18 protein-coding genes are annotated in these 21,916 nt (G+C 43.3%); 5 read left to right on the forward strand and 13 right to left on the reverse strand.

All coding sequences use genetic code 11. The features are described from left to right. Positions 1-61 precede the first annotated feature (61 nt). From ubiB to udp, 7 genes are all read right to left on the reverse strand, one after another. Complete coding sequence (ubiB, locus tag LGZ99_RS16170) at positions 62-1,702, reverse strand: ubiquinone biosynthesis regulatory protein kinase UbiB (protein WP_262979344.1); 1,641 nt, start codon at positions 1,700-1,702, stop codon at positions 62-64. Next, positions 1,689-2,339 (reverse strand): ubiquinone biosynthesis protein UbiJ, encoded by a 651-nt coding sequence (ubiJ, locus tag LGZ99_RS16175; protein WP_023044655.1) that lies wholly within the window; start codon positions 2,337-2,339, stop codon positions 1,689-1,691. The genes ubiB and ubiJ overlap by 14 nt, the downstream gene beginning before the upstream one ends. Position 2,340: 1 nt before the next feature. Next, positions 2,341-3,096, reverse strand: a complete 756-nt coding sequence (ubiE, locus tag LGZ99_RS16180; RefSeq protein ID WP_262979345.1) for a bifunctional demethylmenaquinone methyltransferase/2-methoxy-6-polyprenyl-1,4-benzoquinol methylase UbiE — start codon at positions 3,094-3,096, stop codon at positions 2,341-2,343. 72 nt (positions 3,097-3,168) lie between these two features. After that, positions 3,169-4,479, reverse strand: coding sequence for a DNA recombination protein RmuC (gene rmuC / locus LGZ99_RS16185; RefSeq protein WP_390894030.1), 1,311 nt, complete (start codon positions 4,477-4,479; stop codon positions 3,169-3,171). 150 nt (positions 4,480-4,629) lie between these two features. Continuing rightward, positions 4,630-5,160 carry a DedA family protein gene (locus LGZ99_RS16190; RefSeq protein WP_021325743.1) on the reverse strand — a complete coding sequence of 177 codons (531 nt, stop codon included), beginning with the start codon at positions 5,158-5,160 and terminating at the stop codon, positions 4,630-4,632. A 74-nt stretch (positions 5,161-5,234) separates the two neighbouring features. Continuing rightward, on the reverse strand, positions 5,235-6,017 hold the full coding sequence (locus LGZ99_RS16195; protein WP_262979346.1) for a tyrosine-protein phosphatase: 783 nt from the start codon (positions 6,015-6,017) through the stop codon (positions 5,235-5,237). 93 nt (positions 6,018-6,110) lie between these two features. Beyond that, positions 6,111-6,866 carry a uridine phosphorylase gene (gene udp / locus LGZ99_RS16200; RefSeq protein WP_036840187.1) on the reverse strand — a complete coding sequence of 252 codons (756 nt, stop codon included), beginning with the start codon at positions 6,864-6,866 and terminating at the stop codon, positions 6,111-6,113. Positions 6,867-7,655: 789 nt separating this feature from the next. On the opposite strand from udp, the gene pcp reads away from it, so the two are divergent. Next, complete coding sequence (gene pcp, locus LGZ99_RS16205; RefSeq protein ID WP_036840189.1) at positions 7,656-8,312, forward strand: pyroglutamyl-peptidase I; 657 nt, start codon at positions 7,656-7,658, stop codon at positions 8,310-8,312. Between the two features lie 233 nt (positions 8,313-8,545). On the opposite strand, the gene LGZ99_RS16210 is transcribed toward pcp, so the two are convergent. Then, entirely contained in the window at positions 8,546-9,385 is an 840-nt protein-coding gene (locus LGZ99_RS16210; RefSeq protein ID WP_021325740.1) for an intradiol ring-cleavage dioxygenase, read from the reverse strand. Positions 9,386-9,625: 240 nt separating this feature from the next. Continuing rightward, positions 9,626-11,902 (reverse strand): 5-methyltetrahydropteroyltriglutamate--homocysteine S-methyltransferase, encoded by a 2,277-nt coding sequence (gene metE / locus LGZ99_RS16215; RefSeq protein WP_036840191.1) that lies wholly within the window; start codon positions 11,900-11,902, stop codon positions 9,626-9,628. A 109-nt stretch (positions 11,903-12,011) separates the two neighbouring features. On the opposite strand from metE, the gene metR reads away from it, so the two are divergent. Further along, positions 12,012-12,968: an HTH-type transcriptional regulator MetR gene (gene metR / locus LGZ99_RS16220; RefSeq protein ID WP_021326076.1), complete on the forward strand. Its 957-nt coding sequence runs from the start codon at positions 12,012-12,014 to the stop codon at positions 12,966-12,968. A gap of 160 nt (positions 12,969-13,128) precedes the next feature. Here metR and LGZ99_RS16225 read toward each other — a convergent pair whose 3' ends face one another. The 3 genes from LGZ99_RS16225 to tnpA form a co-directional block, all read right to left on the reverse strand. Further along, complete coding sequence (locus tag LGZ99_RS16225; RefSeq protein WP_021326077.1) at positions 13,129-14,778, reverse strand: Na+/H+ antiporter; 1,650 nt, start codon at positions 14,776-14,778, stop codon at positions 13,129-13,131. A 271-nt stretch (positions 14,779-15,049) separates the two neighbouring features. After that, complete coding sequence (locus tag LGZ99_RS16230) at positions 15,050-16,399, reverse strand: NCS2 family permease (protein ID WP_023044646.1); 1,350 nt, start codon at positions 16,397-16,399, stop codon at positions 15,050-15,052. A 530-nt stretch (positions 16,400-16,929) separates the two neighbouring features. Next, positions 16,930-17,334 (reverse strand): IS200/IS605 family transposase, encoded by a 405-nt coding sequence (gene tnpA, locus LGZ99_RS16235; RefSeq protein WP_046974954.1) that lies wholly within the window; start codon positions 17,332-17,334, stop codon positions 16,930-16,932. 58 nt (positions 17,335-17,392) lie between these two features. On the opposite strand from tnpA, the gene LGZ99_RS16240 reads away from it, so the two are divergent. Further along, on the forward strand, positions 17,393-18,619 hold the full coding sequence (locus tag LGZ99_RS16240) for an RNA-guided endonuclease InsQ/TnpB family protein (RefSeq protein WP_262979347.1): 1,227 nt from the start codon (positions 17,393-17,395) through the stop codon (positions 18,617-18,619). Positions 18,620-18,653: 34 nt separating this feature from the next. Further along, a complete protein-coding gene (locus LGZ99_RS16245; protein WP_155806617.1) occupies positions 18,654-19,076 on the forward strand; it encodes a hypothetical protein in 423 nt (140 codons plus the stop codon). Positions 19,077-19,174: 98 nt separating this feature from the next. Here LGZ99_RS16245 and LGZ99_RS16250 read toward each other — a convergent pair whose 3' ends face one another. Beyond that, on the reverse strand, positions 19,175-19,927 hold the full coding sequence (locus LGZ99_RS16250) for a sulfite exporter TauE/SafE family protein (RefSeq protein ID WP_023045097.1): 753 nt from the start codon (positions 19,925-19,927) through the stop codon (positions 19,175-19,177). A gap of 262 nt (positions 19,928-20,189) precedes the next feature. Between LGZ99_RS16250 and eptB the strand changes: the two genes are divergently transcribed. Continuing rightward, a complete protein-coding gene (gene eptB / locus LGZ99_RS16255; RefSeq protein WP_036840197.1) occupies positions 20,190-21,854 on the forward strand; it encodes a kdo(2)-lipid A phosphoethanolamine 7''-transferase in 1,665 nt (554 codons plus the stop codon). The last annotated feature ends 62 nt before the right edge of the window (positions 21,855-21,916 follow it).

A 21,916-nucleotide genomic window follows, 5' to 3' on the forward strand; every position in this document is an offset into this window, starting at 1 on the left:
GATTATCATTGATAGCTCATTATACGACGAACTATATATTCGAAAATACCGAAGACAAATTTTACTTTGTTTTACTTAACTGACACCAGCCAAACAGCCATGAGACGACACCCGCCCCCATAAACAACCAAGGAATATTGACCAAGCCAGACAACAAAAACAAACTCCCACAAAGAAACAATGTCGCACCAACACCGAGCAAATACTGCGACTGTCGCTGTTTTGTCTGCTGCCCTTTTAACTGATCTGATAGCTTCCCAATGCTGGCTTGCAAATGTTTATGCTGTTGAAGACTGTCATACACTAATTCAGGTAGTTCCGGCAACTTTTCTGCCCAATAAGGCACTTTTTCTTTCAGCGCCCGAATAATAGCCGGCAATCCAACCTGGCTATGTAACCACTCCTCCAGAAATGGTTTTGCTGTTTTCCACAAATCAAGCTGTGGATAGAGCTGTCGTCCTAACCCTTCCACATACAAAAGCGTCTTTTGCAGAAGCACTAGCTGAGGCTGCACTGCCATATTAAAACGGCGGGCAGTATTAAATAGATTCAGAAGAACATGACCAAACGAAATTTCCGCCAGTGGCTTCTCAAATATTGGCTCACAGACTGTACGGATTGCAAATTCAAAATCTTCAACATTAGTATCACTGGGAACCCAACCTGAATCCACATGAAGTTCAGCAACTTTCCGGTAATCACGATTAAAGAAAGCGATAAAATTTTCCGCCAGATAACGTTTATCATCTTTATTAAGTGAACCAACAATACCGTAATCAATGCCAATATAAAACGGATCTTCAGGATGTTCATAGCTGATAAAAATATTTCCCGGATGCATATCCGCATGGAAAAAACTGTCACGAAAGACCTGAGTAAAAAAGACCTGTACTCCCCGTTCAGCCAGCAATTTCATATTGGTATTCTGTGCTTCCAGTGCTTCAATATTAGAAACCGGGATACCATAAACCCGTTCCATCACCAAAACATTTTCACGGCAATAATCAGAATAAATTTCCGGTACATAAAGCATTGAGCTATTTTCGAAATTACGGCGAAGCTGAATTGCATTAGCAGCTTCACGCAGTAAATTCAGCTCATCAATCAACGTCTTCTCGTATTCCCGCACCACTTCACGAGGGCGTAAACGACGCCCATCAGGCAACAACATAGGTACCCAATTAGCCAGGCGGTACATTAACCGAATATCCGCTTTGATAATCGGCAGAATATCAGGACGGATTACTTTGATAACAATTTCCTGACCATTCTCTTTTAACTGGGCAGTATGTACCTGCGCAATTGAAGCAGAGGCCAAAGCTACAGGTTCAAAATTATCAAACCAAGTTTCCAGCGTCCCCCCTAAAGAGGCTTCAATATATTGACGAGCCAGAGCACCGTCGAAAGAGGCAACCCGGTCTTGCAGCAATGCCAGTTGATCAGCTATTGCCGGAGGAAAAAGATCACGCCGTGTTGAAAGCATCTGTCCAAATTTAATCCAGACAGGCCCTAGCTCCTGTAAGGCAAGTCGCAACCTCTCCCCGAGCGATTTATCTTTATGTCTATTCGGGATCCAAAACAACAAATAACGTCCAAAACGAAGAGGCCAAGTCAAACGAATTCGAGGAATCAACTCATCCAATCCGTAAGAAAGAAAAACCCGTATGATCAAATAAAGGCGCCTTAATTCACCTGGAGTCATATTTTTCCTCTAATACTGCCAATCGTTGTTCTATTTGACTGATATCTTTAGTCAACACGCTGACTTCTTCGCTGAAATAAGCCACTTCAAGCGCATTTGGCGCCAGTTTCCATTCTTCCGTTAATGTTTCCACCAGATAATTTTTCTGACATTCTATTGAGCCGGAAACAAACTGAAATCCTTTTTTAATGGCCTGGCTAATACCTTCAGCAACGATATCCCCGAGATAAGGGGAAAGATAATGGGCCAAATCCCATTCAACCATATCCAACAAAGCAGACCATTGCTGAATAACCTGCATATCCCCTTCAATAACCATTTCACCGCTATTGAGCAACCTGGAAATTTGTTGGCGATCCCGTAACTTAAGCAAAGCAGTAAAGTTAGTTTTAACCGTGCAATCGGCAGCATCAGCCCATTGACTTAATACATTCACTTGTTTTTCACTGAATACTAATGTGAGTGGTGTATCCATTTCTTGCAGTTCAATCGACAAAACTTTGCCCACCAGCCGCATACGGGCAGGTCTTAATACAGGTTCGCGGTACAACAGGTGATTCAACGATCTTTCCATCACTGCGGTTAAAACCGGCATAAGTGTGGAATTAATGGCTGTACTCAGTGATGGTTTTTCCATCTCAGAATTTAAAACCTCTGTGTAGTGCAACAATACCGCCGGTCATATTGGTATAAGTCACCTGTTCGAAACCCACATTTTCCATCATGGTTTTAAGTGTTTCCTGATCAGGATGCATACGGATGGATTCCGCCAGGTAACGATAGCTGTCAGCATCCTGCACAAAAACCTGCCCAATTTTTGGCAGTACATGGAAAGAATATGCATCATAAGCTTTGCTTAATGGTGCGAGCAACGGTTTAGAGAACTCAAGTACCAATAAGCGCCCGCCCGGTTTCAAAACCCGAAACATAGAACGCAGGGCTTTTTCTTTTTCAGTTACATTACGCAAGCCGAAAGAGATAGTGATGCAATTAAAATAGCTATCAGGGAAAGGCAACGCTTCCGCATTAGCCTGCACATAGCTGACATTACCAACAATACCGGTATCACGTAATTTCTCACGCCCAACCTTCAACATAGACTCATTGATATCAGCAAGAACAACTTCACCCTTTTCACCAACTATACGGGAAAACTTGGCTGCCAAATCTCCGGTACCGCCAGCTAAATCAAGGACTCTCTGGCCCCGGCGAACACCACTGGCATTAATAGCCATACGTTTCCAAATACGATGAATGCCAAACGACATCAAATCATTCATTAAATCGTATTTTGCCGCAACGGAATGAAATACTTCGGCTACCATACCTTCTTTTTCATCTTTGGCTACGGTGCGGAAACCAAAATGTGTGGTTTGTTTCGTTTGGTCTACCATGTTATCTGCCCGTTTTTTATTCAAACTGTTATAAAAGTGTATCAGCCTTTCAGATAAAACCCTATCCTGGCGTTAATCATTAGCACAGGATGGTTGGTTGGCTTTATTAGCCAATTCGGGATCAATAGAACGTTTCACCTCAACCCCTAACTTACGAAACCCCTCAGCCTGGCTTATCAGATTACCACGCCCTTCTGTGAGCTTGTTCATTGCCAGCCGATAATTAATCTGAGCTTTATCCAGGCTTTGCCCTAAACCTTGCATATCATCAACAAACAAACGCATCTTATCGTACATACGGGATGCCTTATCCGCAATTAAACGCGCATTCTGGCTTTGATATTCATAGCGCCACAAGTTATTGATAGTACGCACAGCAACTAATAATGTTGATGGGCTAACCAGCATAATATTGTGTTTAAGTGCCTCATCAAGCAGCTCAGGCGCCCTGTTGAGTGCAACCAAATAAGCAGGTTCAACCGGAATAAACATCAGTACATAATCCAGCGATTTCAACCCGGGCAACTGCTGGTAATCTTTGCGGCTCAAGCCACGGATATGACCTTTAATTGAGCTGATATGCTCCTGAAGAGCTAATTCCCGCTGGTGCTGATCTTCACTATTAAAATAACGCTCATAAGCGACCAGCGACATTTTGGCATCAATCACCACATCTTTCCCTTGCGGCAAATGAACAATAACATCAGGTTGGAAGCGGCTGTTATTCTCTGCCTTAATATTCACCTGAGTGCGAAATTCATGCCCTTCCCGTAAACCAGAAGCTTCCAGAATACGAGCCAGCACCACTTCCCCCCAATCTCCCTGAATTTTGTTGTCACCTTTAAGTGCATTAGTCAAATTGACTGCTTCTTTCGCCATTTGAACATTCAGTTGCTGCAAGTTACGGATTTCATGTGCAAGAGTATGTCGTTCACGGGCTTCCTGACCAAAACTCTCCTGTACCTGACGGCGAAAACCATCAAGTTGTTCACGGAATGGAGCCAGAAGATTATTGAGACTCTGCCGGTTCTGTTCGTCAGTACGACGACCTGTTTGTTCAAAAATACGGTTAGCCAGATTTTCAAACTGGGTATTCAGGCGTAGTTCACTGTTGATCAATAACCGCTGTTTCTCTTCGGCAGCAAGACGGCACTCTTCCAGACGTGTAGTCACTTCCCGCAACTCAGATTCTTGCACGTTATTGATTTCTCTCTGAGCCCGTAATTCTTGGTTAAGTTGCTCACATTCAGCCCGCCAATAGACAGACTGCTCAAGTTTTTCATTAGCAACTGCAAGCTGGCTGCTCAGTTCCCGTAACTCCAGTTCTTGCTGCTGAATACGTTGATGAATGGAGAGCCAGACGAGAGCCCCTCCGCCCAACAGGCCGCCAAGAACGCCAATCAACGTATATAACAACTGGATATCCACCTGTATTTCCTCTGTTACATTCTTCGACCAGCTAAGTTAAATTAACACTGTATAGATGTCCAGATTGATTTACACAAGTGTCTCAGCCTGCGAAGCCGCTCTCAATTAACTTATCCATTGAGCTAACCATTGCAAACCAAAAGCGCCCGGAGCTAATACCCCAAAAGACCAGATAAGTGCGGAAAAGATATTGGCAATCTGGAAGTAACGCAACGGCATGGTACAAATACCTGCCACCAATGGCACAATTGCACGGAATGGCCCCAAAAACCGACCAAGGAAAATGCTCCAAATACCCCAGCGCTCAAAGAAGTTATGCGCTCGTGTCAGCAATTGTGGTTTACGGGAAATCGGCCAGATTTTACCAACATCACCTTTAAAATGCGCACCGGCGATATAGGATACCCAATCGCCCAAAAAGGCCCCTACCGCCGCAGCCAACCAGATTGGCCAGAAATTAAGGCCACTTTCACCTATTAATGCACCTAATCCAAGCAGTATGATCGTTGCAGGCAATAACAAGGAGAAAAAAGCCAAAGATTCACCAAAAGCAAGTAAGAAAACAATCGGCATGATCCAGGTATCGTGTGCTTTAACAAAAGCGATTACCAACTCAACTATTTCATGAAGACTCAAATTCAAATTCCTGTATTGATTAATACCACATTCAACTTAACCACTGTTGTATTAACCAGAATTAAACCAACTTCTTATTCAAGGAAATAACCTTGTAATTTCTGACGGGCAGCAAAATCAAGACCAAAATCTTTCTCCAGCCATACATCTACACTGCCATAATTCTGATTAATACTGTTTAAAGCCGTCATTAAAAATTCTTCTCTGACAGAATAGACATAAGCGAATTTCTCAACCACATCGTCACTCATGGTTTTCGCATGTTCATTTAACAAATACTCACGGTAAGGTGCCAACGTAGAATTAGTCACCAGATAATCTTCCATTACCGTATCCAAATCAGCACCAAGTGCAAACAACACCAATGCAGAACCTACACCCGTTCTATCTTTACCTACCGCGCAATGTTGTACTATCCCGCCTCTTTCCGGCTGTTGCAGCAATTTAACTAATATCTTATAAGCCTCATTTTTCAAAGGCAGTAATTTATAAAGACGGAACATAAATGACTGCGGATCAAATTGTTCCAACCTCTCTGATGTCAATTTTTCCAGATTCGCATTCACTTCCTTGGATAATGGATTGGCAGGAGCATGATGATAATTAGCCCCATTCCATACCTGATCAGGCTTATCTTCTATTTCACCTATGTCACGATAATCTATGATTTGAAAGAGGTTTTTATTTGTCAGGAAAGATTGGTCTTTTTCCGTTAAGCGATCCAAAGCACCAGAGCGAAAAAGTAAACCTGATTTAATTTTCCCACCACTGGTTACCGTTTTACCACCTAAATCACGAAAATTAATCCCGCCATGAAGGGGAAGTACTGATGGGTGCAATAAAGATGTAGTAATCATGATGACTCTTAATTAGTTGTAAATTTTAAAACATTAACAGATTTCTGCTTAAAAGAAGAGTGAGCCGGAATATTCCGGCCCAAAAAGTATTATTTACAACAAACGACGAGCAGCTTCGACCACGATCCCTAATGCGTTACTTTCTGTTTTCTTAAGTAGCTCAACATCAGGAATTTCCTGCTGAGTACGGTTAACAATGACACCGGCAACCGTACCTGCACGCAGCCCCTGGCTTGCACACATAGTCAATAAAGTTGCAGATTCCATTTCATAGTTCATGACGCCCATCGCCTGCCATTCAGCCATTGAGCCTTTAAAACGGCTCACAACACGGCCAGAATAGGTATCGTAGCGTTCCTGACCAGGATAGAAAGTATCGGAAGAGGCGGTTACACCCACATGTGCCGTTGCACCGGAATCTTTTGCCGCTTCATACAGTGCAGTGGTACAGTCAAAATCGGCAACCGCCGGGAATTCCATCGGAGCAAAATGCAAGCTGGCGCCATCCAAACGAACAGCAGCCGTGGTTACCAGCACATCCCCAACATTGATATTTTCCTGGATTGCACCTGTTGTCCCAATACGCAAGAAAGTACGAACCCCCAATTGTGCTAATTCTTCAACAGCAATGGATGTTGACGGGCCACCAATGCCCGTGGAGCATACAATAACTGCTTTACCATCAATTTCTGCACGCCACGACGTGAATTCACGCAAAGAAGCAAGATGAACTGGGTTATCCATCAATCTTGCAATTTTTTCCACACGTTTCGGATCACCCGGAACAATAGCTAAAGTTGCGCCTTGTAGGTCGCTTTTGGTCAGACCTAAGTGAAATACATCAGACATATCAGACTCCTCAAAGGGAAGAATTTATAACGAAATTAGTTGAAATCTACTGTATTGAGCATTTAGACATCTTTTAGTGATAAATATCACTTCGAAGTAAGATAAAAAAGAAAAACGTACATTATTTTGGGATGTAAGTCACAAAATAATCATAAAATGAGTAAAAATAAGCAAACCATTATAAAGAAAAAAATTAACACATGCCTAAATAGTAATCACAAACTCAAAAATAAAGAGCCGGGCGTTTCCTTTCTACCATAAGCTAAATTGAATACGATCGTATATGGAGCAAACAGCCAATTATTTAATTATATTTATGATTCAAACAACACAGGGAACAGAATATATCCAAATGGCTAACTTGATTTATTAATTGTCAAGATGAAAAACACATGACTATTTCATCGAAATTTCCTATCCAGAGAATCGATAGCAGTAAATATCAATATAGTCAGTCATAAAGAAGAATATATCCTAAGAATCGTCAATTCTCAAAAATAAAAATAACCACTGTTATTAAAATTTACGTCATAATATTTACAAGCAACAACACAATGATCCGAATCATTTTCACAATAACTTCCCCCGATGAAAAACATATTTAAAAATTAACTGTATTTTATTTCCATAACTAATAATAAAATCTTATTTATTATTTTCCACCATATTTTCTTTATGTTTTCAACAAAAATAAAACAATTATCAAATATAAATATCACTGCTACCCTTTAATAGGATGCATATTGTTTAAACATATCAGAACCTTTCCATCATACAGGAGTACTACCTATGGCAAGACAGAAAACAGTTTTAATTACAGGTTTTGAGCCTTTCGACGATGAAACGATTAATCCATCATGGGAAGCAGTCAAGCAGTTGCAAGGGCGCGAATTGTGTGGAGCGCGTATAGAAGCACGCCAGCTTCCATGTGTGTTCGACGTCTCCCTGACTTGCTTATATGCGGCTATTAATGATATCCAGCCTGATCTGGTGATTGCCGTAGGACAAGCGGGCGGTAGAGCTGATATCACCGTGGAACGCGTGGCGATTAATATCAACGATGCACGCATTCCTGATAATCAAGGTAACCAGCCTATCAATACGCCGATCGTAGCAACGGGTCCCGCCGCCTATTTTGCCACGTTACCCATCAATGCAATGGTCAAAGGTTTACATGAAGCAGGACTCCCAGCTTCAATTTCACAGACCGCAGGTACTTTCGTCTGCAATCATGTGATGTATGGCTTGCTGCATTATTTGACGTATACCAATCCTGAAATACGCGGTGGTTTTATCCATATCCCTTATCTGCCAGAGCAGGCAGTGCGGTACTCCGGCACACCGAGTATGGCACTGGAAACAGTAATAACAGCACTGGAAATCGCCATTGATGAAGCATTAAAAAACAGTGAGGATATCGTCATCAGTGGAGGTGCAACTCATTAATTTAATATTCTGCTCGCGCAGTTAAAAACTCTCCACAAAAGTGACAGGCACAGAGAAATACGATCTATTGAATAATGTTGCAAAGATAATCCTCTCTGTGCCTGCACAATGTCCGTATGTAATTATCAAGCACCTGATATTTTTTTAAATTATTAACCAATATGCCGTTTACATAGATTATTTTATAATTTCGACTGTTATTATATTGAAATTTAGTTTATTCAAAAAACCTGTCACACCGTATGAGCATATAAATCATCTTTAGTTATGAAATTAGATATGTTTTCTAAGTCTATTGACAAAATTATTTCACCCAGTACCCCACGATTAATATCAGATTCGTCTATTTTTGTTACTTTTATTTCTGAAAGATGACCATTCATATTTTTGAAATACTCGTCCTCACGATTTTTTGTTCTGATCACCCTCCGTTTTGAATACAGATCATATTTATAAACCTCTGCATTGATCTCTTCAGGAAAATACATTTGACCAACAAAGGCAAAATGTTCTTCTTCATTTATATCTTTGCTGATCTGTCTAATTGCAATATGAATATGAGTTGCTCTACCAACATAAAACCCTGGATAAATAGTAGTAAAATTGACCACCCCATTTTTATCCGATTGTTGAGCCCCTCTTAGAAAAACTTTATCATCAGTTCTGTTGATACCAGATATTTCACCGGCTTCAGGTGGTATATCAGGACTGATATAACTCCAACCAGAATATTTCCCCCGACTATTACAGTGCCAAATATCAACAAATAACTTATCAACAGGCTTACATGTTTTCTCATCCATAATAGTTACTTTTAATAAAAAAGGTATTCCTGCTTCTGAATCAGTAATATCCCGCCTGACAATTTTACTATTCCGAAAATATGGCCCTGATATCTGCTCTGGGGCAAGGGTACACACACCTATTCCATTTCCACTCTGTGACGATAATTTTCCTTCCGCACGGGCCAAGCCAATTGGAGCAAGTGCAGCCGTCGCCGTGATAGCAGCACTACCTTTTAAAAAATCTCTTCGAGAGCTACTTTTCTTACCTTGCAAATTATTAACATCCATATAATCCTCTCTTTAATTATTTAGTTTCTATTACAATGCTTCCAGATTCCCTTTTGTTACGTCGCGGGTATTTTGTTAATAAAACGTATTTTTTCCAATATCAATATGGAATATATATATAAGTCACAAAAAATTTGATCACAAAGGAGGCCCCATTAGGCGACAAACACCCGCAAGAGAAAGATTATTTATGAAAAAGCCCATCACCAATAAAGGTGATGGGCGAATGACTGGATTGAGTTATTTTACTGATTCGCGGAGACGTTTCGCCGCCTGTACCATATTTGCCAGTGACTGACGGGTTTCAGTCCAACCACGGGTTTTCAGGCCACAATCCGGATTAACCCACAAGCGTTCAACCGGAATACGATCAGCCGCTTTGCGTAACAATGCTTCAATCCATTCAACACTGGGCACGTTAGGTGAATGAATATCATAAACACCTGGCCCAATCTCATTCGGATAAGAGAAGTTTTCGAATGAATCCAGCAACTCCATATCTGAACGGGAAGTTTCAATGGTAATCACATCCGCATCCAGTGCCGCAATGGAAGGCATGATGTCATTAAACTCGCAATAACACATATGAGTGTGAATCTGTGTGTCATCTTCGGCAATTGCAGCACTCAATTTAAATGCATCCACAGCCCAATCGAGATATGCCTGCCACTCTTCGCGGCGCAATGGTAAACCTTCACGCAATGCCGGCTCATCAATCTGGATGATGCCAATGCCGGCTTTCTGCAAATCGTCCACTTCATCACGCAGTGCCAATGCAATCTGTTTGGCGATAGTCTCACGGCTGACATCTTCCCTTGGGAATGACCAGCAGAGGATAGTCACCGGCCCGGTTAACATCCCTTTGACAGGTTTATCCGTCAACGATTGAGCATATTTAGCCCACTCTACAGTGATAGCTTCTGGGCGGCTGACATCACCAATAATCACCGGTGGCTTAACACAGCGGGAGCCATAGCTCTGAACCCAGCCATTTTGCGTAAAGACAAAACCGTCAAAGTGTTCGCCGAAGTATTCCACCATGTCGTTACGCTCAGCTTCACCATGAACCAAGACATCCAATCCTAAACGTTCCTGCTCGTTGATTGCCTGCTTGATATGTTCACAAATGTTGGTGCGATAGCTGGCGCCATCTACCCGACCTTTTTTGAAATCCAGACGCAAGCCGCGGATTTCCGTTGTTTGCGGGAATGATCCAATTGTTGTTGTTGGCCACAATGGCAGGTTATAGCGCTGACGCTGTACTTCCGCACGCTGTGGATAGGGTTGATTACGTTCACTATCCTGTGGCTCAATAGCGGCAAGGCGATGAGTAACAGTCTGATTATTCACCCGTTTAGACTCACGGCGGGCACGGATTGGTGCACTGTAAGCATCCAATTCTGCTTGTTTACTGCCTTCTGGCTGATTCAACGCCGCAGCCAGCAGAGCCAATTCCTCACATTTCTGCAATGCGAACGCAAACCAGCTTTTCACCTCTGCATCAAGAGCGGTTTCATCATTCAGATCGATAGGGCTGTGCAGAAGAGAACAAGATGAACCAATCCACAGTGTACGACTCTCTATCAGTGGTTTAATCAACTGATATTTAGCGGTTAAATCAGCACGCCATACGTTACGGCCATTAATTACCCCCAGGGAAAGCAGCCACTCTTTTGGCAGTGATTCATGCAACTGCGCAACATCATCTTTACCGGCAACCAGATCTACATGCAACCCCTGTACAGGCAGAGATTTAATAATTTCCAAGTTGTGACCAATGCTATCGAAGTAGGTGGTCAGCAACAATTTAACCTGCCCCTGAAGCGCCTGATAAGCAACCGGATAAGCTGCCAGCCACTCTTCCGGCAATTCCAGTACCAGAGCAGGTTCATCAATCTGAACCCATTCAATACCACGTCTAGCTAACTCAGCTAACACTTGCTGATAAACAGGAAGAATATCTTTCAGTAAAGAGAGGCGATCAAACACCTGACCTTTCACTTTACCCAACCATAGGTAAGTCACCGGTCCCAGTAAAACGGGTTTCACTTTATGGCCCAGAGCCAAAGCCTCATCCACTTCTTCCAATAACTGAGTCCAACTCAGTTTAAATTCCTGGCCTTGCTGAAATTCCGGCACAATATAATGGTAGTTAGTATTAAACCATTTAGTCATTTCTGCGGCGGCGGCAGGCTCACCAGTCGGTGCACGACCGCGGGCAATGCGGAATAGTGTATCCAGATCAATAATGCCATCTGCATTCTGATGACGCGGTGGTACATTACCCAGCAATAAGCTGGTGGTCAGAACATGATCATACCAAGCGAAATCACCAACCGGCACTAAATCAACACCAGCCTGCTTCTGTTGTTCCCAGTGACGGGCACGTAACTCACGGCCAGTTTCCAATAATTCTTGCTGAGAAATTTTCCCTGCCCAATAATTTTCCTGAGCTTTTTTTAATTCTCTTTTCAAACCGATACGTGGAAAGCCAAGTGTGTGATTAATAATCGTCATTTTCATTATCCCGTCATTTTTAGCCGTCTAGATGTTTACACATCCATAATCAACAGGTAAGGTATAAACCACAAGCGCAATTTATTCATTATCATCCTGAAGGTTTCTCATGATCGAAATAAAACATTTAAAAACATTACAATCATTGAGTCATTGTGGTTCATTAGCAGCAGCGGCTAATCACTTGCATCAGACACAATCCGCTTTGTCTCATCAATTCAGCGATCTTGAACACCGCCTTGGCTTTCGATTGTTTATCCGTAAAAGTCAACCGCTTCGTTTTACACCACAGGGTGAAGTTTTATTACGGTTGGCAGAACAAGTTCTCCCACTGGTCCAAAACGCACTGCGCGAATGCAAGGAACCGGGCCAGACCAATTTGCGTATCGCTATTGAATGTCATAGCTGTATTCAATGGTTAACACCCGCACTCAAACATTTCCGCGAAACCTGGCCGCAGGTCAATGTGGATTTCAAATCCGGCGTCACTTTTGATCCACAGCCTGCACTATTGCAACGGGAATTGGATGTCGTTCTGACATCAGATATTCTTCCTGATAGCGATCTGCACTACACGCCACTATTTGATTATGAGGTCAAATTGATTGTCGCCCCGGATCACCCTCTGGCAAATAAGCTGCACATCCAGCCAAAGGATTTAATTGATGAAACGTTGATGATCTATCCCGTTCAGCGCCAACGATTTGATATCTGGCGACGTTTCTTGCAACCCGCCGGCGTCATCCCCACCCTGAAAAATGTGGATAACACGCTGTTACTGATTCAAATGGTCGCCGCCCGTATGGGGATCGCAGCTCTGCCACACTGGGTTGTTGAAACATTTGAACGGCAAGGGCTAGTGGTAACGAAAACGCTGGGAGAAGGTTTATGGAGCAGGCTCTACGCTGCCGTCCGTGAAGGTGAACAACGCCAGCCTGAGATTGACGCATTTATCCATTCCGCACGCCAGCACGCGATGGATAATCTGCCATTCGTGAAGGGAATTTCAAGATCAAGCGTTGGTGAGCCCAGAACAACGCAACAACCAAACTTCCTTCAATGGTAAATTTATCAGCCATCCCACCGGAACCAAGATACTATTCATCATTGCCAAGGTTCCGGTGGGAAAACCAACACACGGGTAAACACAAGCAGTGAGATGTTCACCAACAGGTTGAATAACGCAATCGACAAGATTGTCATGATAACCCGTGAATCACAGGCTATCAGTGCTCTTTCCCTACCAGTAAAGCCTCCAGTAGATCCAAATCATGCAACAAAGTCTGAAGTGTCTCATTGCTGATTTTTCTGGTTGCACGCAGATGATATAACTCACCGCGCTCTGCCCTTAACGCAGTCAGACGGAAACGACGCTCCAAATCTTCCACCAGCAGATTATGTTCTATCTCATCCTGCCCTACAGTACGACGACGCAAATGACCAATTACCCTGGAAGCAACTTCGGTAATAACCTCAGCATCCAATTGCTCTTCCGTGCTGGCAGAAAGGCGTTCTTCCATCTTATTCATACTGACAATAGCCACTTCTGCCATTGCTGCCCGCGCCATTCGCACTTCACTGATATCAGCCTGCTTATCGGAAGCTTTAATTCCCTGTAGCAAGAATGGCAAAGAGACAACCCCAACTAACAGCGAGAGCAGGATAACCCCGGCAGCAATAAAAATAAGCTGATAACGTGCCGGGAATGGCGTGCCATCCGTCAGAAACAGCGGAACAGACAATGCACCAGCAAGTGTAATTGCACCACGAACCCCAGCAAAAGATGCCAGCAATAATTCACGTGTAGTATAAGTCGCGAAATTCAGGGGATTCTTTTTCATCAAAGTTTTACTGATATTCTTCATCAGCCACAACCAGCAGAAACGCAGCAATAAAAGTGCACCATAAATCACGGCAACTGCGGCGAACAGCATCCAGGTTTCAACTGTTGGATCAAGCTCTGCCTGCACAACGGATGTTTTCCAGATCTCCGGTAATTGCAGGCCCAACATGATAAATACCAAGCCGTTAAACACAAATTCCAGCATTGACCAGACACTATCGGCCCGCAGCCGCATCGCCAACGGCGCGTTACGGATAACGCCGGATTTACTAATAGTCATACCCGCAGCAACGGCGGCAAGGATACCGGAAACACCAATATGTTCAGCAATCAAGTAAGAAGCAAAGGGCAGCAGCAACATGAAAACAATTTGGGTTGCCGGATCACCACCGCTCCAGCGGTTCATCAAACGCAGGGATTTACTGTATAACCAGGTCACCGCAATACCAGATAACAAACCGCCGATAGCAACTTTAAAGAATTCGATAGTCGCACCGGTAACAGTAAATACCATCGTTCCCATCGCTATCGCTACAGCGAACTTTAAGGCTACCAGGCCGGAAGCATCATTCATCAACGCTTCCCCTTCCATCACACTCATCATACGCTTAGGCATGCGCCCTTTTCCAACAATGGATGATAAAGCCACCGCATCCGTTGGTGATAGCACGGCGGCAAGGGCAAAGGCAGCAATTAATGGAATGCCTGGCATCAGCCAGTAGATCAGATAACCAATACCGATAACAGTAACCAGTACCAATACCAGCATCAGTATGAAAATTTCCCTTCCGTACTGGAAAAATTCTCTGGTTGGCGTTTTCCAACCATCAACGAATAACAAAGGAGGGATTAGCAAGACAAGAAACAGCTCAGGATCGAAAGTCACATGTAAGCCAAAATGCGGCAAGGCTAGCAATGCACCCATTGCAATTTGCATTAACGGCAGAGGTATGCGAAACGGAATCACCTTAGCCAAAACACCAGAGACTGAAACCACCAAAATCAAAATCAGAATAGTAAAGAATATTTCCATGTTGCCCTTACAATTTACCTGAGAACCGTTGATATACAGATTGAGACTCTTTTCTTCCCGCCAAAACAAAAACCGTGAGAATAGATCTTAATGCTAAAATAACTGAATCAATCGAAAAAGGTAGATACATGCTGAGTCGTATCCGAAAGAATTGCAGGAATATTGTAAACTAATCAGATAAATAGCGGTGAAATAATTGAGAATTCAAAAGTAATCGCAAGAAATGGCAAAGTGCGTAGGCATGAAGACACCTTACGCACTTTTTAATCAATCAAATAGCCCAATCACCAGCATAAAATACTACCAAAGCGATCGTGATCACTACTGTACTGACATTTAACTTACGCCATTCGCCGGAACAGACACGGCCAATAACCAGAGAACCGAAACCCAGCATAATACCGGTGACAATATTGCAAGTCAGAACAATAAAGACCGCACAGAGCATACCGGACATCGCTCCAACAAAATCATCGAAGTCCAGCTTTCTGACATTACTCAACATCAGCAAACCAACATACATCAGCGCCGGCGCGGTCGCATACGCGGGTACAAGATATGAAAGTGGAGAAAGGAACAAAATTAACAGGAACAGGATACCGACAACTGTTGCAGTTAAACCTGTTTTACCCCCTGCTGCGGTACCCGCCGCTGATTCGATATATACCGCAGCCGGAGAGGCACCGATGACGCCTGCAAAAATACTGCTGACAGAATCGGCAGTCAGCGCTTTACCGCCATTAATAATCTGCCCGCCCTTATCCAACAGATTCCCTTGCCCCGCCACTGCGCGGATTGTACCGGTTGCATCAAATACCGCAGTCATTACCAATGCCAGTACACTGGGTAATACAATCGGCTGCAAAGCCCCCATAATATCCATACTAAAAACCAAAGACAGGCCGTCATCTCCCAAGTTGGGTACTTTAAAGAAGCCTTGATATTTCACAGCCGGATCAAAAATCAGCCCGATAACAGAAATCACCACAATCACTAGCAGCACGCCACCTGGAACTTTCAATTTTTCCAGGCCAAAAATAACCGCCAGACCAAGCAAAGTCATCATAACCGGAAAAGAAGTGAACGAACCCAGAGCAACAGGCAAACCTTCCAACGGGTTCTTAATGACCAAACCAACGCCATTTGACGCAATCAGCAACAAAAACAGCCCAATACCAATCCCCGCACCATGAGCAATACCCATAGGAATATTGCGCAAAATCCAGGAGCGAATACCGGTAACAGAAATCACAGTAAACAAACAGCCCATCAGGAATACCGCACCGAGCGCAACCGGAATACTGATTTGCTGCCCCAAAACCAAACTAAAAGCGGTAAATGCAGTCAGTGAAATTGCACAACCAATCGCCATTGGCAGATTAGCCCAAAGCCCCATTAACAAAGAGCCAAAACCGGCAACCAAACAGGTCGCAATAAAAACAGCAGTATGAGGAAACCCAGCCTGCCCTAGCATACCCGGAACAACGATGACTGAATAAACCATCGCCAGGAAAGTCGTGAGTCCTGCCAGAACTTCACGGCGTACCGTTGTTCCACGTTCGGTCAATTTAAAATACTTATCCAGCTTGTATTTAGCTGGTGCCTGAGTGCCGGATATCATGTTGTTCCCCTGCATTATATTCATGTATTTCTCCGCTTTCCGCCAAACGAAAACGATTACTTCACCTAATAACAATAATGAATATTGCACCAATTGGTTTCACAAACCATAAAAGCAATCGTTTGGCTTTCAGAATAAAAAACGGTGAGAGAATTTGAGGCGAAAGATTATCCAGTGATTATGGTGTTGGAATCAAGAGCTAACCGTATTTTTAACACAAAAAAGCTGCCTGTTTATTGTCATGTTTTTCTCGTGAAAAACTTGATAAAGTCACCAACAGGAGGTAAACCATGAGCATCAAAACCAAACTGATAAAAACGGGCTATTTGGCGAGCAAAAACCTTCAGATCAAGAGAAAATCAAAACCTTCTGATTTCGTAACGGACGCCGTATCGGCTATATAACTGGAATCAGTCTGTATAATAAGCTGGGCTTAACAACTCAAATTCCCATCTTTACCTCCAAAGGGTACTCCCGCCGACATCAGGCGGGAGGGGAATTTGGACGGGCTTGAAAAGCCCGTAGAATCATTAGCCACGCTGATGTTGAATGTATTGTTTCACCACTTCCAGCGGTGCTCCACCGCATGAACCCGCAAAGTAGGAGCGAGACCAGAGAACGGCCTTTCCGTATGCTCCGCGTAAGTCCAGAAACTCATTACGTAAGCGACGGGAGGTGACTGCTTTCAGCGAGTTAACCAATACCGATAGCTGAACGGTCGGGGGATACTCAATCAGCATATGAACATGATCTAAATCGCCGTGACTTTCTTTAAGTTCTGCGCCGAAGTCACGGCAGATTTCACCTGCATACTGATGAAAGGCTGCATAGTGTCGCTCGCCAAGAATCTTTCTACGGTATTTGGTCACAAACACAAGATGTACATGCAAAAGAAAGGCGGCATGTCGTGAACGATTAATTTTGTATTTTTGCATTGAAGTTAGCCGAAGGCACAGTAAAATAGAGAACAAACTGACTACACACTGAATGATAATGCTAATACTGAAAGCCTACAAGTTCAGACTAGAGCCAACCGAAGAACAGTCGCAGCGTCTGCGGCAGTTATGCGGCTGTGCTCGTTTCGTCTGGAATCACGGGCTTGACGAAACGAAGCGCATGCTTGAGTCAGGCGGCAAACTTCCCTCCGCTTTTGAGCTGAACAGGATGCTCACGGTGTGGAAAAACATGCCAGAACACGCCTTTTTGCAGGAAGCCTACACGGATAACCTTCAGCAAAAACTCAAAGATTTACACGGGGCGTGGAAACGTTGTTTTGATAAAAAATTGTCGGCAAAAGCGCCTGTATTTAAGAGAAAAAATGACGGACGCGATGCGATCCGCTTCGTTAATTTTGAGAAATATTGTCGACTTAAACCTCGTCGGGTAAAACTGCCTTCGGGTCTCGGTTGGGTTAAATTCCGGCAATCGCAGGAGGTGAACGGAAAAATTAAAAATGCCACCATCAGCCAGTCAGCGGGTAAATGGTCCATCTCATTTCAGGTCGAAATTGAGACACCTGAACCCCAGCATGAATCCTCCTCAATGATTGGGCTGGATGCGGGGATAACAAAACTGGCCACGCTCTCGGATGGCACAATATACGAACCTGTAAACAGTTTTAAGCGCAATCAGCGCAAGCTGGCGAGGCTTCAGCGTCAGTTAAGCCGCAAAGTTAAGTTCAGCGCCAACTGGCAGAAACAGAAGCGAAAAATTCAGCGTCTGCATTCGCACATCGCCAATATCCGGCGCGATTACCTTCATAAGACCACCACGAAAATAAGCAAAAACCACGCGATGATCGTGATTGAAGATTTGAAGGTCAGTAACATGTCGAAGTCAGCGAAAGGCACGGCAGAACAGCCCGGAAGGAACGTTCGGGCTAAATCAGGCTTAAATCGCGCGATACGGGATCAGGGCTGGTATGAAATGCGCCGTCAGCTAGAATATAAGCAGCGCTGGCGCGGCGGTCAGGTACTGGCAGTCCCTCCGGCATACACCAGCCAGCGGTGCGCATGTTGCGGTCATACAGCAAAAGAGAACCGCTTGTCGCAGAGTAAATTTGTGTGCCAGGTGTGTGGATATACCGCGAACGCAGATGTAAACGGCGCTCGTAACATGTTAGCGGCAGGGCATGCCGTGCTTGCCTGTGGAGGGACGGAGCAATCAGGCCGCCCGTTGAAGCAGGAACCAGACGCAGAGCGATCAGCCGTCGCCCACTAACGGGGATCCCCCTCTTGAGTCACGAAGTGCGAAAGTGGGGGAGGATGTCAAGACTATCACAATTGCAATGGCAGGATCGCGACAAAAAAAAGATATGGGAACTCTACGGGTAAAAATTATCCCTTCCCGCACACCGGTAAATGAAAACAATCAAGCCGCACTTGAAATATTGGATGCATTAAATGGTATAAAAAAAATCCCAGATATCTCCCCATCTGATGCATTAAGTATATTAAGAAATAAACTTAATGAGTTAGATAACCGACAAATCAAAATGGCGATAAAACTTGCGCTAAACCATTATCCTCCATCAACACGAGCACTTCTAGGGATGCTACTGGATGAAACAGGAATCGAAGACAGCAAACTCAAAAAATCTTTAAACCCATCAAGCCGTTATAAAATTGGTCTTAACTGTAATCAGTGGCAAAAAGCCAGGGAGTGGCATATCTCATGAATCTCCAGCAAAAGACAGAGAAAATAAATGCGAAATAAATTGAAAATAACAATTTATTGATATTATACGAAACAAATAAATTTTTATTAGTTACTATTTCAAAGAGTAAATATATAACGATATATCAGCATTAACCCTGAAACCAGCACAATGATGTTAATAAACTTTAGGAATGTCCCTCTGGAAATTTTCAGTGTCATCTGACGGCCTAAATAAATTCCCAATAACATCGCTGGGATAAACGCCAGTATTAATAACAAGAATGAACTATCCAGATAAATACCCAGAACAACAAAAATAATCACTCTTGTCAGGGTACTGAAGCCAATTAAAGTCGTCTGAGTAATCCGAAAAGCTTCCTTATCGGGTATCCGCCCGGTCAAATAAATGGCATAAAGAAAACCACCACTACCAAATAATGCGCTGAAAATACCGCCCCCCAAACCAAACGGAATCGCCGCTTTAGCCGGGAATTGACGATAGGCTTTACCAGAAAATAATGAATAAAGTGAATAGAAAACAACAAATAACCCTAATACCAAAACCAAAACATCGGGTCGGGCCATCAATAAAATCGCTGCACCAATCAAGCTACCGATAATCATTAACGGAACAATTAGCCTGAGTTCCCTAAACTCGGCTCTTCTGCCATCTCTGGCAACATTAATGACTGCGGCGGTTAAATCTATCAACGCAAGTAGAGGAACAATTTTCACTACAGGGATATAAAGCGCCAGAATCGGGCTGGCAATAAGTGCAGAACCAAACCCAGCCATACCAAAAACCAGGTAAGCAAAAAAAACAGCAAAAATACAAATAAAAAGATCGGGCCATGTCAGTACATGTAACATTGATATTTCTCTGAAAATAGTTATCAATCCAAGTGATCATTGTCTCAATACTAATAGCTTTTACTGTCGTTTGTCAGAACAATCTGCAAAAAATAACCACAGCAATTCAAGATACTCTTATGTACAAATGTGCTGGTAATGGACTGATAGAAAAAATAAAGGAGCCAGAATTGTAAATAACCACAAATATTCGTTAAGTAATGAATGATCTACAGGTTTGCCTCATTTTTCAAACTAAGTTTACCAAGGTTTCCCTAAGCTAATGAAAAAAATAAAATCTCTGCCACATCCCATACAAGCGCTATTACTGGCGATCTATATCGGCATTTTTCTCAATCTATCGGTTTTTTATCGTCATTTTGAAGAGACTCATACTGGCATTCACACTTCTAAGTTGGTTACCGGCAGCATTAAAGCTTTTACCATTGTCCTATTTACCTTTTTTCTGTTACGTCTTCTTTCTTTAGGCGGACGCTGGTTCTACCGTATTACTGCCAGCTTATTAGTTCTTTTCTCGGTTGCCGCCAGCTATTACATGACCTTCTTTAATGTCGTTATTGGCTACGGCATTATTGCTTCAGTCTTGACTACAGATATTGATTTATCCGTTGAAGTTATTGGTTACAACTTTATCATCTGGCTAATTTTGCTCAGTATCTTGCCACTACTGCTTATCTGGTCGGGTAATCTACACAATACTCTGCTTGAACAACTGAGAACCCCCGGCCAGCGAATAAAATCACTGGCAGTCATGCTAATGGCTGCATTACTGGTATGGGTTCCGCTGGACTGGATGAACACTCAGCAAAAAGCTAACGACGCGCTCAATAATATCGATATGCCAAGCTATGGCGGTGTGGTTGCGCACTCTTATTTACCTTCTAACTGGCTAACTGCGCTAGGGTTATATATTACTACTGCGACAGACGAATATCTGAATCAGAATGAACTGTTTGATCCGACACAAAAGTTCACTTACGTCGCTCCACAAGGCATTAATGATACCTACGTGATATTTATCATTGGTGAAACTGCGCGTTGGGATCATATGGGAATATTGGGATATGAGCGCGATACAACCCCACTTCTGAGCAAAGAACCGAACCTGGTCGCATTTCGTGGTGAATCCTGCGACACTGCCACCAAACTTTCCCTGCGCTGTATGTTTGTACGCGAAGGGGGCACCAAAAATAACGACCAGCGCACACTGAAAGAACAAAACATATTCTCAGTTATGCATAAATTGGGATTCAGCTCAGAACTTTTCTCAATGCAAAGTGAAGTCTGGTTTTATAACAAGACCGAGGTGGACAATTTTGCTTTCCGTGAACTGATCGCCTCTGAGAGCCGCAACGATGGCAAACCTGTTGACGATATGATGTTAATTAATGAATTAAAAGAATCACTGGAACATCATCCAAACGGCAAACATCTGGTCATCTTGCATACTAAAGGCTCTCACTATCTATATTCACAACGTTATCCGCGCAGCTTTGCTAAATATCAGCCGGAATGCATGAACGTCGATGATGACTGTAGCAAAGAACAGCTCATCAACGCATTTGATAACAGCATCTTATACACCGATTACTTTATCAAAAACGTCATTGACCAGGTACGGGATAAAAAAGCGCTGGTATTTTACACCTCAGACCACGGCGAATCGATCGACGATGATTCCCATTTGCACGGCACACCACGTCATATAGCGCCACCGGAACAATTCCGTGTGCCATTGATAGTTTGGGCATCAGATAAATTCATGGCTGCCCCAAATAATGCTCAGGCTTTTGAAAACCTCAGAACACAGGCCAAAACAGGTAATATCTATCGCCATGTTGAGCTATATGACACCATTCTCGGTTGCCTCGGCTATACCTCACCGGACGGTGGAATGATGACAAGTAATAATCTGTGCGGTGATTGAGGAACATTCTCAGTCCTGAAATACATTAATACTTTCTTATAAAATGAATGCCTAATTATTCC

The organism is Photorhabdus temperata, from assembly GCF_025384845.1.
Taxonomy (GTDB): domain Bacteria; phylum Pseudomonadota; class Gammaproteobacteria; order Enterobacterales; family Enterobacteriaceae; genus Photorhabdus; species Photorhabdus temperata.

Excerpts from the sequence above, each read along its gene's own strand:
- metR (WP_021326076.1), top strand. The coding sequence starts at position 12,012 with ATGATCGAAATAAAACATTTAAAAACATTACAATCATTGAGTCATTGT.
- ubiJ (WP_023044655.1), bottom strand. The coding sequence starts at position 2,339 with ATGGAAAAACCATCACTGAGTACAGCCATTAATTCCACACTTATGCCG.
- LGZ99_RS16230 (WP_023044646.1), bottom strand. The coding sequence starts at position 16,399 with ATGATATCCGGCACTCAGGCACCAGCTAAATACAAGCTGGATAAGTAT.
- tnpA (WP_046974954.1), bottom strand. The coding sequence starts at position 17,334 with ATGCAAAAATACAAAATTAATCGTTCACGACATGCCGCCTTTCTTTTG.
- LGZ99_RS16250 (WP_023045097.1), bottom strand. The coding sequence starts at position 19,927 with ATGTTACATGTACTGACATGGCCCGATCTTTTTATTTGTATTTTTGCT.
- pcp (WP_036840189.1), top strand. The coding sequence starts at position 7,656 with ATGGCAAGACAGAAAACAGTTTTAATTACAGGTTTTGAGCCTTTCGAC.
- ubiB (WP_262979344.1), bottom strand. The coding sequence starts at position 1,702 with ATGACTCCAGGTGAATTAAGGCGCCTTTATTTGATCATACGGGTTTTT.
- LGZ99_RS16225 (WP_021326077.1), bottom strand. The coding sequence starts at position 14,778 with ATGGAAATATTCTTTACTATTCTGATTTTGATTTTGGTGGTTTCAGTC.
- LGZ99_RS16210 (WP_021325740.1), bottom strand. The coding sequence starts at position 9,385 with ATGGATGTTAATAATTTGCAAGGTAAGAAAAGTAGCTCTCGAAGAGAT.
- metE (WP_036840191.1), bottom strand. The coding sequence starts at position 11,902 with ATGACGATTATTAATCACACACTTGGCTTTCCACGTATCGGTTTGAAA.
- eptB (WP_036840197.1), top strand. The coding sequence starts at position 20,190 with ATGAAAAAAATAAAATCTCTGCCACATCCCATACAAGCGCTATTACTG.
- udp (WP_036840187.1), bottom strand. The coding sequence starts at position 6,866 with ATGTCTGATGTATTTCACTTAGGTCTGACCAAAAGCGACCTACAAGGC.
- LGZ99_RS16240 (WP_262979347.1), top strand. The coding sequence starts at position 17,393 with ATGCTAATACTGAAAGCCTACAAGTTCAGACTAGAGCCAACCGAAGAA.
- LGZ99_RS16195 (WP_262979346.1), bottom strand. The coding sequence starts at position 6,017 with ATGATTACTACATCTTTATTGCACCCATCAGTACTTCCCCTTCATGGC.
- ubiE (WP_262979345.1), bottom strand. The coding sequence starts at position 3,096 with ATGGTAGACCAAACGAAACAAACCACACATTTTGGTTTCCGCACCGTA.